Annotated in this window: 9 protein-coding genes; 2 read left to right on the top strand and 7 right to left on the bottom strand. The window is 38.0% G+C overall.

Features of this window, described 5'->3' with window-relative positions; translation table 11 throughout:
• Window position 1 precedes the first annotated feature (1 nt).
• Window positions 2-3,160 (top strand): efflux RND transporter permease subunit, encoded by a 3,159-nt coding sequence (locus PLEUR7319_RS0106525; RefSeq protein WP_019504401.1) that lies wholly within the window; start codon window positions 2-4, stop codon window positions 3,158-3,160.
• 188 nt (window positions 3,161-3,348) lie between these two features.
• Here the strand turns inward: PLEUR7319_RS0106525 and PLEUR7319_RS0106520 are convergent, their stop codons facing one another.
• The 6 genes from PLEUR7319_RS0106520 to PLEUR7319_RS0106495 all read right to left on the bottom strand — a co-directional run bounded on the left by PLEUR7319_RS0106520 (window position 3,349) and on the right by PLEUR7319_RS0106495 (window position 9,609).
• Window positions 3,349-4,116 carry an RNA polymerase sigma factor SigF gene (locus PLEUR7319_RS0106520; protein WP_019504400.1) on the bottom strand — a complete coding sequence of 256 codons (768 nt, stop codon included), beginning with the start codon at window positions 4,114-4,116 and terminating at the stop codon, window positions 3,349-3,351.
• Window positions 4,117-4,469: 353 nt separating this feature from the next.
• Window positions 4,470-6,116, bottom strand: a complete 1,647-nt coding sequence (locus PLEUR7319_RS0106515; protein ID WP_019504399.1) for an aminotransferase class I/II-fold pyridoxal phosphate-dependent enzyme — start codon at window positions 6,114-6,116, stop codon at window positions 4,470-4,472.
• Between the two features lie 319 nt (window positions 6,117-6,435).
• Entirely contained in the window at window positions 6,436-7,419 is a 984-nt protein-coding gene (locus PLEUR7319_RS0106510; protein ID WP_019504398.1) for an RNA polymerase sigma factor, RpoD/SigA family, read from the bottom strand.
• Window positions 7,420-7,769: 350 nt separating this feature from the next.
• Window positions 7,770-8,708, bottom strand: coding sequence for an adenosylcobinamide-phosphate synthase CbiB (cbiB, locus tag PLEUR7319_RS0106505; protein WP_371265394.1), 939 nt, complete (start codon window positions 8,706-8,708; stop codon window positions 7,770-7,772).
• 53 nt (window positions 8,709-8,761) lie between these two features.
• The gene (locus PLEUR7319_RS0106500) at window positions 8,762-9,151 is read right to left on the bottom strand and encodes a GFA family protein (RefSeq protein WP_019504396.1); all 390 of its coding nucleotides are present in this window, start codon (window positions 9,149-9,151) and stop codon (window positions 8,762-8,764) included.
• 14 nt (window positions 9,152-9,165) lie between these two features.
• On the bottom strand, window positions 9,166-9,609 hold the full coding sequence (locus PLEUR7319_RS0106495; RefSeq protein WP_019504395.1) for an RrF2 family transcriptional regulator: 444 nt from the start codon (window positions 9,607-9,609) through the stop codon (window positions 9,166-9,168).
• A 252-nt stretch (window positions 9,610-9,861) separates the two neighbouring features.
• On the opposite strand from PLEUR7319_RS0106495, the gene PLEUR7319_RS0106490 reads away from it, so the two are divergent.
• Window positions 9,862-10,248, top strand: a complete 387-nt coding sequence (locus tag PLEUR7319_RS0106490) for an AbrB family transcriptional regulator (protein ID WP_019504394.1) — start codon at window positions 9,862-9,864, stop codon at window positions 10,246-10,248.
• A gap of 201 nt (window positions 10,249-10,449) precedes the next feature.
• On the opposite strand, the gene PLEUR7319_RS0106485 is transcribed toward PLEUR7319_RS0106490, so the two are convergent.
• A complete protein-coding gene (locus PLEUR7319_RS0106485; RefSeq protein WP_019504393.1) occupies window positions 10,450-12,081 on the bottom strand; it encodes a glycosyltransferase family 39 protein in 1,632 nt (543 codons plus the stop codon).
• Between the last annotated feature and the right edge of the window lie 346 nt (window positions 12,082-12,427).

Genomic DNA, 12,427 nt, shown 5'->3' with positions numbered 1-12,427 from the left:
AATGAAATCAACTACCAGACAATTGATTAGCGCGATCGCCATTCGCCGTCATATCGGTACTTTGATGTTGGCGATCGCCATGCTTGTACTTGGTATTTTTTTTATTTTTCGTTTACAAGTAGATTTATTACCGCCGATTACTTATCCTCGCATTGGTGTAACAGTCAATATTCCCGGGGCTTCTCCTGAAGTCGCTCTTGAAGAAGTTACTAAACCCCTAGAACAAGCTTTAAATGCTACCGAGGGATTAGAGCAAATTTTTTCCGAAACCAGAGAAGGTAGGGTTCGCTTCAACCTCTATTTTCGACCAGGAGACGATATCGACCAAGCTTTGGCCAATACTACGGCGATATTTAATCGCAATCGGGGTAGTCTGCCCGATTTGGTCACCAACACTAGTATTTTTAAATTCGATCCTTCTCAACAACCAATTTACGAGTTTGCAATCGAATCGACCAAATTAGATGATTTAGCTTTAAGAATTTTTGCCGAGGAAGAATTAAGCCGCGAATTGAGTATTATTCCTGGTGTAGCATCAGTAGATGTTTCAGGAGGTGTCACTGAAGAGATTACCGTCAATGTGGATTTAAATCGACTCCAAGCTGCGGGTTTGGGGTTCAATGCTATTACTAATAAGTTACAAGAAGGCGATCGCGATTTAGCTGGAGGAAGACTCAGGGGCGAAACTGGAGAACCTTTAGTCAGAACTTTAGGGCAATGGCAAAGCATAGACCAGATTCGCAATTTAACTTTAGACCTACCTAACCAAGACACTGAAGGTCAGATAATTAGTTTACAAGATGTTGCCGACATTAATGATGGTGTAGCGGAACAGACTTTGTTTGTCACTCTCAACGGTGAGCCTGCGGTCAAACTAAGTGTTCAGAAACAACCTGATGCTAATACCATCGCTGTCATAGACGGAGTTAAAGCCAAAATTGCTAGTCTACGTCAGTTAGGGGTGATTCCTGCAGATCTGGAGTTGGTGACTACTAGAGATGAATCGGGATTTATTCGTAATTCAATTACCAATGTTGCCAGTGCCGGAGCAATTGGAACTTTATTAGCGGCGATCGCCGTTTTTTTATTTTTAGGCTCTCTGCGTCAGACTTTTATTATTGTCATTGCTATTCCTCTAGCAACTTTAATGGCAATTATCCTGATGAAATTATTCTCCCTCTCTATAAATATTTTTAGCCTGGGAGGTTTGGCTTTAGGAGTAGGTATTGTAGTGGACAACTCCATTGTGATGCTGGAAAATATTGCTCTTAGTAATCAGGGTAAGGAGAGAGGGAATCAAACATCGGCGATCGATAATGCTATCTCCGCTAGTGCTGAAGTGGAATCAGCGCTAATAGCTTCGACTGCCACTAACTTAGTATCAGTATTACCTTTTTTGTTAATCGGTGGCTTATTTTCCTTATTGTTTCGGGAACTAATTTTAACAATTAGTTTCGCGATCGCCGCTTCTTTGATTATTGCCTTAACAGTAGTCCCCATGTTGGCTTCTCGTCTGTTGAGTATTCCTCAGAGCAGTAAAATCGAGCAATTTGGTCTGCTTGTCTGGTTTAATCGCCAGTTTGTGATGGTAACTAAAAATTATGGGCAGATACTGCGTCAAGTAATTCGCTTTCGTCTGGCGGTAATTATCTTAGTATTTATTATTCTGGGAACTAGTAGCTATCAAATATGGCAAAATTTGCCTCAAGAAATATTGCCTGACCTGAATACAGGACAAGCACAGATTTTTGCTCGTTTTCCCTCGGGAACAAATTTGGCAGATAATCGCCGTGTTATGCAAGCAGTAGATCGAGTTGTCTTAGACCAGCCAGAAACGGAATACGTCTTTACTGCCGCAGGAGGATTTTTATTTGGCAATAATACCATTGATAATCTGTTGCGTAGCTCTAGTACCATTACCTTAGATAGCAATAGTGATATTGAGGCTTATGTTGAACGTGTTAATCAGGAATTCGACACTTTCAATTTAGTAGATACCCGTCTGCGTCTTTCTCCCAGTCGAGTCAGAGGATTAAATCTCAATAATGCTCCTGTTGGTGCCGATCTAGATCTGATTTTGCAAGGAAAAAACCATGTTCTCTTAGAGCAAACAGGTGAAAAGCTCTTAAAAATCCTGGATCAAAAAGCCACTCTTGCCCGTTATCGGGGAGATGCCGACAGTAGACAACCAGAAATACAGATCGAACCAAATTATTATCGTTTATCTGATTTAGGTTATGGTGTATCTGACTTAGGGACAACAGTACAAACTGCAATTAATGGTCAAGTTGCTTCACAACTACAACGAGAACAACGTCTAGTTGACGTCAAAGTACAACTGGATCAAAGTTATCGTCAGTCTATTGACCAATTAAGACAATTACCCCTACTAACCGATAATAATAATTCGATTCAGTTAAGCGATGTAGCCAGTCTACGACTGGGTGAGGCACCAGGAGAAATTCAACGGATTAATCAACGTAATGTTTTTATCATTGTGGGTAATTTAACCGAAGATGCCAATTTTAATGATGCCATGGCGGAATTAGATTCTATTTTAGCTGAAGCCGAAATACCTCAAGGAATAAGTGTTTTACCTAGTTATGCCGTTGCTTCTAATCAAGAGATTCAAAACTCCCTCAGAATTATGGGCAGTTTAGCCGTGTTTCTCGTATTTGTGGTTATGGCAGTTCAGTATAATTCACTGATCGATCCCTTAATAATTCTCTTTACCGTGCCTTTGGCTTTGGCAGGAGGAGTTTACGGCTTACAAATCACTGAAACCCCAATTAGTGCGATCGTCTTGGTGGGAACAGTATTGCTAGTGGGGATTGTGGTTAATAATGCGATTGTAATGGTAGAGTTTGCCAATCAGTTGAGGTTAAGGTCGCAGCTTAATCCCACTTCGGCTATTATCCAAGCCGCAACTGCTAGGCTAAGACCTATTTTAATGACCACCATTACTACAGTCTTGGGTATGTATCCTCTAGCTCTAGGTATTGGTACTGGTTCAGAATTACTACAACCTTTAGGGATAGTTGTCTTTTCTGGTTTAGCTTTAGCTACTTTGTTGACTCTCTTTATTATTCCTTGTTTTTATGTATTGCTACATAGGTCTGATACTAAATCCTGTATATCATCAAAAAATTTCATCAAATAAAACAGTTAAAATTTATGCTTATAAAAAAGCATCTCGTCAGAAATGCTTGGAGAAATTTATTGTTAAAGCTATAGTGTGAGTTATTATTTCTACAAATATAAACTTCAATTTAGTTGTTACTGATTCATAAGTATTTATAGACTTTTTATAGTGAATTAAATTATGTAGTTAAGCTAAGTTTTCTAGACCTATGCTGCTTTTGGTTCTAACATAACCCCTAATTGTTCAATTCCTTTATGCAGATGTCTAGTGACAGTCATAGGGCTGATACCAATGTGCTTGGCAGCTTCTTTACGGGGTAAATCCCAGAGAAATACGCATTCAATTGCTGCCTTAGTTTTTTCTTCCAACTGGCTCATTGCTCTTTGTAACTGTAACTTATCATCTTCTAATCTGCGCTGTTGATAGTAGCGAGGATCGGCAATAGTATCTCCAAAAGTTATGGAAGAGTCCATAGCATTGTTAACTACTGCATCTAAACTAATTGGCAAACGATTTTGTAAAGCCAATTGACATTCGCTCCATTCCTCCAAGGGTACTCCTAAACCCTCAGCTAATTCAGTATCTTTAGGTAAACGTCCTAGCTGTTCGATTAAATCTTTGCGTAGTTTTTTACCTTTTGTATAGAGTTCTTGCCATCTACGAGGAATCCGCATCATACTACCTTTATCTCTCAGGTAATGTAACATTTCGCCACGAATATAAGGAATAGCAAAAGAACTAAATGCAGAACCTTGATGAGGATCAAAACGTTCAATTGCTCTGATTAAACCCAAATAACCAATTTGCTCAAGATCTTCGTAAGGTTCAGCACATTTACGACTAATTTGATGAGCTACTTTTCTTACCAAACCAGTATTTAACTCAACTAATTTATTACGTAATTCTAAAGATGGATTGCGGTAATATACCTGAAGAAATTCCATGGAACGATAACTAAGATTTTGAGTAGTCATAAAAGTAAAGTTTTTAGTATCAACAATCTATATATGGGAATCTAAATTTCATTTTCTGTTGATAAAAAAATCCATACCATAGTTGTTTTACGGAAAAACTTTACTAGTTTTTTTTTGACTACGAGCAAATACGCATAAAAACGATTAATGTTTTCAATTGATTTGTTAAAATAAACTACTTACTTTAAATTATTTAATTGCCAAGTTTTTTAGATATTAATTAGTTATGATTATGATCATTTAGAATATTTTCATCGGCAATAGATATTATCTAATTCAAAATTAGAGCCCAAAAAAACACAGGAATAGTATTAACTATTCCTGTGTTTTTTAGTTTTATGTTTTAAATTAAGTTACAAATCATTAAGTTTATTGAGTTCTTTAGTCAGAGTATCTACTGTAAAGCTAATTTGTTCCTCAGAATGATTGCAGGTAATAAAAAAACGTAACCTTGCACCATGTTGAGGAACGGAAGGATAAATCATAAATGGAACATTAATTCCTTGTTTAAACAGATTTTGCGATAGCTGAATTGATTTAAGGGAATCGCCAACGATAATTGGGACTACAGGGGAATCATTACTCATACCTGTATCCAGATTGTTTTCTTGGGCTAATTTGAGAAAAAGTTTGGCTCTAGCCTGAAGAATGGTTGCTCTTTCTGGCTCGGCTTTGAGAACCTGAATTGCAGCTAAGGTGGCGGCAGCATTTGGCGGTGACATACCAACGCTAAAAACAAAACCAGGAGCTGTATACTTCAGATATTCAATCAGTGCGTGAGAACCAGCAATATATCCTCCACAGCTGGCAAATGATTTACTTAGGGTTCCCATCCAGAGATCGATATCTTGGGGATTAATGTTGAAATACTCACTAATACCACGACCAGACTGACCAATCGTTCCCATTGAATGGGCTTCATCAACCATCAAGAAAGTTTTATATTTTTGCTTGAGTTTGATAAATTGAGGTAGATCCGCAATATCGCCATCGGTACTGTATACACCTTCAATTACAATTAACACCCTTTGATAGCGATGTCGGCGATCGCTTAATATTGCTTCTAAAGCATCGGCATCATTATGGGGAAATGCAACTAAGCTAGCCCCAGAGAGAAAACATCCTTGAAGTATACTGTTATGGCTTAGAGAATCATAAATAACCAAGTCATTTTTGCCAAACAGATGACCAATAGTGGTGACATTGGTGGCATGACCACCTACCATGACAATACTGTCTTCCACGCCAATAAAGTCGGCAAGTTCTCGTTCTAATTTTCTGTGTATCGGTTTTTCTCCGGAAATTAAGCGACTAGCGCAAGCAGAGGTACCATAAAGCTCAATCGCCTTCTGGGCTGCTTGAGTTACGGTCGGGTCGCCACACATGCCAATATAGTTATAAGTAGCAAAGTTAATTAATTCACGACCATCAACAGTGGTGCGATCATTGACTACGGTTTCTTGAGTAACAAAGAATGGATTGCCATTACCCAAGTTAAGCACTTGCTGTTGTTGTGCTAATAACTTTTTATATTCAGGAAATTCTTCAAACTTATAATTTTCTGAAGGTATTTCAGGTTGATGATTCTTGTCAAGATTGCTTGATAAATCAACTATGGTGCTAGAAGAGGATAGATCTAGCTCATTGGCAGAATTTATTTGATTCTGAGGTAAATTACTCGTCGCTAGATATTGGGCCAAGGCTTCAATATTTTGATAATCCCAAAGTAAAGTTGGTGGTAAGCGACAACTAAGATAATCTTCCAAATCCCCTGACAAATTAATTGCCTCTGCCGACTCTAAGCCATATTCTTCAAAATCTTGTTGAACATCAATTTGATTAGGTTCAATTTCTAGTACTTCCGCCAATTTATCAATTAGCCAACCTTGTATTTCTTCTGCTCGAGAAATCACACTGAGGTTGTTTAATTTACCATTTCTACTACTAGAAATGTTTTTGCTTTCTTTGTTGCCATTTAACGTTTCATTGAATAGTGTCATTATTCACTCCTACACCACTTAAATTGAGAATTCACTGTGGGGCACTTGTCCAACCGCAGAGAATGCGAATCTTAAGGATCGCTTGTTTTTTGGTCTAGCCGACACCTTCCAGACCATGATTATCGGACTCGATGGTTATTTTGCCATGAACCCCTGCCAAAATACTAGGGTATCCAGCAGGGGTTTGTGTTAGTTGTTCGGTCTGTAATATTAATATAATGGCGACCTCACTTTCTGTTACAGATCTATAGATTAATAGATCGAATTTATAACAAACTAGTGTAGATCGCCAGTTATTAGGGGAAATATCTTGAAAGTTTTAACTTGCAACGTATTCCCGAACATAACTTCTACGTCTTCTAAGCTGTGCTAAAGCTTGATGCTCTAATTGACGCACTCTCTCTCGGCTTAAACTCATTCTTTGACCGATTTTTGCTAAGGATAATTCCTTACCATCTTCTAAACCAAAACGTAAAGAAATCACTTCTTGTTGTTGAGGAGATAGATCCGCCATCAAACTAAATAAATCTTGACGTAATAGCTGTTGAGTTGCATAACGATCTGGAGAAATGCCATCATCTTCGAGTAATTCTGATAACTCTGTATCTTGATTATCGCCAACCCTCACATCGAGAGAAATTGGTTGACGAGCGATACTGAGATATTCGCGAATTTGGGCCGTTTTTAGATCCAATTCATGAGCTATCTCCTCAGGGTTAGCACTACGCCCTAGCTTTTGAGCTAATTCTCGTTGAGTTTTCTTGATTTTATTGAGCTTCTCGGTAATGTGAATTGGCAAACGGATTGTGCGAGCCTGTTGAGCGATCGCTCTAGTAATGGCTTGACGAATCCACCAGTAGGCATAGGTGGAAAATTTATATCCTTTGGTGGGATCGAATTTTTCTACACCTCTTTCTAAACCTAAACTGCCTTCTTGAATCAAATCGAGGAATTCCATGTTGCGTTTTTGGTATTTTTTAGCGATCGCTACTACCAGACGCAAGTTGGCCTCAATCATTTTTCGTTTGGCTCTTTGACCTTCTTGAATAATCCTGTTAAGTTCTATTTCACTCACTTGGACTTTTTGGGCCCACTCCTTCAGACTGAGCTTAGTTTCTAGCTGACGCTCTAATTCTTCTTTTTCGGTTAACAGGATCATCATTTTCTGTACTTGTTTTCCCAACACAATTTCTTGCTCGTGGGTTAACAAGGGTACCCGTCCAATTTCATGTAGATAGGTTCTAACCATATCTGACGAATAGCTACTTTTGGGGGTTGATTTGTCAATTTTGGCTTTGGGCATCTGTACAGTTATGACTCCTTATAAACTGATTAAAAGTCAGCGATACTTCACTAGTTTGAACTGTCCGACTATACTTTTAGACGTTTGTTCTGAATTAAAGGTTCAACTATTTATGATTAAAAATTGATTTCCTCTTAGCTGATATATTGTCGATTACAGAAACTACCGTGACAGTTAAACTCACTAATAAATATGATCTATCAAAAACAGTTATGCAAAACCTCAAACTTGAGGTGGATTGCCGAACAATTTTGGGTGTAATTTACAATCTTAAATTCTCCAAATTAGCTGAAAGCAAGCTAACTAAATCCTGAGAAATAAATAAGAATTTGGACTGTTTAAGGTTATAGTCAAGCCAAGATGACAAGTGCGATCGCCAGCCACAACACGAAGCAGTAGCGAGTTAGAGTGAGGGCGCGATTAATTTTCTCCTCAGAAATCGTAGACTCTCCATCCCCCACCAGAGGTTTTTCTTGGATAATCCCTCGATAAGTATTTTTCCCTCCTAGCTGCACCCGTAAAATTGCAGCATAAGCAGCTTCGCTCCAACCAGAATTGGGACTAGGATCTTTGATGCCATCTCGACGACAAATAGCCAATACTTGTCGAGGTCTACCTGAAAATAAGCTCAGAGTAAGTACAGTTAAACGACAGGGAATCCACGTTAAACGATCTTCTAACTGCGCGCTAAACCATCCTAGATCAGTGTAAGGTTCACGACGATAGCCGACCATCGAATCTAGGGTGCTAGCAGCTTTATAAGCTAAGGCTAAGGGAACTACTCCCAAATCTGAAATTAGGGAGCCTAGAATAGCGTAGAAAAGAGGGCTAGTAACCCCATCGACTGCATTTTCGGCCACTGTTTCTAGCAGTGCTCGCAATATTTCTGACTCTGCTAAATTATCGGTATCTCGACCCACATATTTACTCAGGCGGGAACGAGCAGTCTCTAAGTCTCGAGCCAAGAATGGTTGCAATACGTCTTGGACTGCATCTCCTAGACTCTTGCCCGCAAAACAACTAGCCAGTAAAACTATTTCCATAACGGAGCCCAAGAATGGATGAATAATTTGAGAACTCTCAATTACGAGCCAGCCTGCTAATCCACTACCAACGATTAATCCTAAGCCAAGAAATACTCCCGCAAGACGTCGTTGCCAACCAGGTTGACAGAATTTAAGAGCTAAATTGGTGTAGTTTTTAATCAGCCAGCCCATGACTTGTACGGGATGAGGCCATTCCCAGGGGTCCCCAATTAAATAGTCTTCAATGGCTGCCAAAAGTAAAATCCAACCTGAATATTGAATTGATAGTGTCGAAAAAAATAGCAAGTTCTAGATAGTTAAGCACGAATTTGATCGATGTTCCTTTCCCAATTTTGACCATCAAAAGGTCTAATTGTAAATTTGTCGATTAAATCTCGATCTAAACAGCGAATATTAACATCAATCATGTCGGGATGAGAACGCGGATAATAAAAAGAATGAATACCACAAATTGAGCAAAAAGTATGTTTAGCTACTTTAGTGTTAAAAGTATAAGAAGTTAAGACATCTTTACCCTGGCACAGGGTGAAATTTTCTTGGGGTACAATCAAGTGTAAAAAGGCTTTTTTGCGGCAAATAGAGCAATTACAATCGTGTACTACATAGCTATCGACTAATACTTGAAATCTTACAGCACCACAATGACAACCGCCTTCATAAACTATGGGTTCTTGGAGTTTAGTCATAAATATTTATGGAGTTAAACAACAAAATTATTCTCTTCTCCTTGTGCAGCTTGCCAGCTACGAGCATCGTAATATAAATCAGCTAATGTGATAGTATAAAGAGCTTCTTTTATTTTTTGATGTAATCTTTGCCACAAACTAAACGTCACCCAATCTTCAGCTAAATTATTATCAGGAGAGTAATTAGCTAAAGGTTCAATAGTTTCTCCCACAGCCTCTAAAATTGTTCCTAAAGAAATCTGCTCTGGTTTATTGGCTAATTGATAACCTCCTTTTGCTCCTCTAATTGATTTCACAATTCCTGCTCGACGCATTTCAATCAATAATTTTTCCAAATAAGGTGCAGGTAAATCCTGTCTTCGGGCGATCATTTTTACTGATGTTGGTTGATATTCTGGCTGCAAACTAAGGTCTAATAATGCTTTTACACTATAATGACCACGAGTAGTTAATTTCATTACTGTTTTAAATCCTTAGTTAAATCTTATGTAGATAACTCGATATTTTTTGACTAAAGTTAACTAGGTTATTTTTAAAAGTGTCAACTATACCTATCAAAGTTAAATTTTAAATTTTAATTTAGTTAATTATGCTCGATAAGTGTAATATAGTTCTATATTGAAGATAGCAAAGCAAAACATTTTACCTTTGTATAACTTTAGCTAAAAGCTAATCTGTAAACCAAATAAATTTTTAGTTGTTTCAAGTTAATGGCAAAAGCAACCCAACCTCAACCTTTAGTAGGTGCAATATTAATCGATAAAGTAAAAGAGCTTGGTAATCTCCCTAAGGAGGAAAAAGCGAAAAGGTGTGGATATTATACAGTCACCAAAAATGGTGTAGAACGAGTCAATATGATGAAGTTCCTTAATGCCCTAATTGATGCTGAAGGAATTGAATTAGACAGCACTTCTAATGGTCAAGGTAGAGGAGGACGTTCTGCTAGTTATCGTATTAGCGTTCAATCTAATGGTAACTTGTTAATTGGCTCTGCTTACACCAAAAAAATGGGTCTAAAACAAGGAGATGAGTTTGAAATAACTTTGGGCAGGAAGCATATTCATTTACGACAAATTGGAGCGGATGAAGAAGAATAAGCTTTAAATAAATATCTGTAAGGTATTCTGCAAAATAGTTATTTGGAAATTTCAAAATATAATTTAATTTTTGGTCAGAGGGTTACGGTTGAGTTTTCAATAGTCAACCGTTTATCCTCAATTTTATATTCGATTATCTAGACGACGGTGATAATTGTCAAATCCTACTATCTATATAGTTGTCATTGTTAAAATTAATTATTATGGTAATTTGGTGACTAGTTTCCAGGTAAGAGATTTAAACTCGTCATCTTTGATTACAGCCTCTTGAGGCAGATTTAAACGCTTTATTATGTCAGGTTTCAACAGTAAGTAAGCTGTCGAATTCTGTTGCCAATACTGCTTGAGCTGAGCAGGGTTCTGAGGAATAATTTGGCGATCGCTATAAAAATTCAGACTAGGTCTAGGTTCTAGCATTGATGTATAGACTATAGTCTGCGGTGGAGTATGCTTTTTAAGCATCTCGGCAATAGGCTTGATGGGTTCAGTTATTTTTTGTTCCCACAGCCAATGGGGAGAAATAACTAAGATCAAAATTGAGATAAAAAGCCCCCAAAAAAGCAAAGGAATAAACTGTTGTTCCTGTTGAGTGAGTACAATGGCCGTGGCAGCAAAAGTAATCGCTAATGAACCACAGATAAACGGCAAGTAAAAATCGACATAGTCTCGTATACCCCAATGTAGTCCGGCAAAAGCTGCTAATACTGCCATCAAAGCGAAACCATAACTCCAAGTACGGGGATAAACAATATAGCTGGGTAAATTGCGAATCAAGTCCAGCTTTTTACCTGCTGCCAATGCCAATGCTGGATATAGAGGTATAAAAGACCAATAATTTTGATTAATTAGCAAAAAACTGAGGACCAGGTAAACTCCCGTCCAAACCGTAAGTAACTTTCCCCAGCTCCATTGAAGATTTCTACTAGCTGATTTTAGACCAGCAAGTATGACTATCAACCAGGGGATGACGTATTGCAAGCCAACTATCAGATAATAGCCAATTGGTTGCAGCTGCTTTAATTCGGATTTCGTCAGAGAAATCTGACCGAAGATCAAGTTGACAAAATCGATAGCGGTTTTCAATTCTGGGTAGTGGAACCACTGACAAACATACCAAGCAACGCCAGGGGCAACCCCTAGTGCCAACCCAGTCCACAAATAAATAGAAGTCAGCAAACGAGGGGTATCCCAAAATAGAAATACCAGAACAATTACCAGTATTTGTAAGCTAACAATTCCTTTTGTCAGGCTCATCAATCCAAAACCAATGCCAGCCACCAATGACCATCTTAAGTCTCGACGTGAGCGTAAAATGCCCCAAACCGCCAGGAGTTCGAAGCATAGTAAGGGACCATCTAACATTGCCAGGCGTCCTAAGCGCACAATTGGCAGGCAAGTTAAATAAACTAAAGCCGAAAATAAAGCAGGAAGGCGAGCGATAAAAATTTCGCGACCGATTTGATAAATCAAGATTACCGAAATAGAAGCCAGCAAAGCTCCGGGTAAACGAGTGGCAAATTCATTAACCCCGGCAATTTTATAGGCGATCGCAATTAGATTATGAACTAAAGGGGGTTGCTCCCAATAGGGTCTTCCCCACAAAGTAGGAAATATAGAGTTGAGCGATGTCCCCATTCCCTGATAAATTTCTTGAGCAACTTGAGCAACGATTCCTTCATTTGGATCCAATAGAGGCAGATTGCCTAAGTTAACCAAAAATAAAATTAAAGCGGCGAAAAACAAACTAGCAATACAAAAGTACTCTAACCAAATTTCACCTTGGCGTAGTTGATCAGGCAAGCGTCTCGATGTAGGTGTAGGATGAGAAGGCATAAGTTGAGACAGTTAAAAAGTGCAAATTCTTGGTTTTTTCAATTAAGGTAGTAAATATCTAGAATATTTATCAATAATTTTCCTGTTTATAACCTTGATTCAATTCTAAATTTAGTTTTTCTCTGGTCAGTAGATAAGCCATCACCAGTCTATCTTTATTCTGCTGCAATGGATAAGAGCTTTTTAAAGTGTTTTAAATTTTTATTCATAACGGAGATGTTAGAATATTTCCAGAAAAAAACAGTTCTGTACTAAGTTGAATTTTGATATCTGTTTTTCCTGAAAATCAATAGTCTTAAATTACAATAAATAAGACCAAATAAAGTAAGTAAATTCTTGATAAAGT

Source organism: Pleurocapsa sp. PCC 7319 (assembly GCF_000332195.1).
GTDB lineage: Bacteria > Cyanobacteriota > Cyanobacteriia > Cyanobacteriales > Xenococcaceae > Waterburya.
Note: the sequence above shows the minus strand (reverse complement) of the source record. Positions and strands in the feature narration are given on the sequence as shown.

Excerpts from the sequence above, each read along its gene's own strand:
- PLEUR7319_RS0106495 (WP_019504395.1), bottom strand. The coding sequence starts at position 9,609 with ATGAAATTAACTACTCGTGGTCATTATAGTGTAAAAGCATTATTAGAC.
- PLEUR7319_RS0106510 (WP_019504398.1), bottom strand. The coding sequence starts at position 7,419 with ATGCCCAAAGCCAAAATTGACAAATCAACCCCCAAAAGTAGCTATTCG.
- PLEUR7319_RS0106515 (WP_019504399.1), bottom strand. The coding sequence starts at position 6,116 with ATGACACTATTCAATGAAACGTTAAATGGCAACAAAGAAAGCAAAAAC.
- PLEUR7319_RS0106500 (WP_019504396.1), bottom strand. The coding sequence starts at position 9,151 with ATGACTAAACTCCAAGAACCCATAGTTTATGAAGGCGGTTGTCATTGT.
- PLEUR7319_RS0106485 (WP_019504393.1), bottom strand. The coding sequence starts at position 12,081 with ATGCCTTCTCATCCTACACCTACATCGAGACGCTTGCCTGATCAACTA.
- PLEUR7319_RS0106490 (WP_019504394.1), top strand. The coding sequence starts at position 9,862 with ATGGCAAAAGCAACCCAACCTCAACCTTTAGTAGGTGCAATATTAATC.
- PLEUR7319_RS0106520 (WP_019504400.1), bottom strand. The coding sequence starts at position 4,116 with ATGACTACTCAAAATCTTAGTTATCGTTCCATGGAATTTCTTCAGGTA.
- PLEUR7319_RS0106525 (WP_019504401.1), top strand. The coding sequence starts at position 2 with ATGAAATCAACTACCAGACAATTGATTAGCGCGATCGCCATTCGCCGT.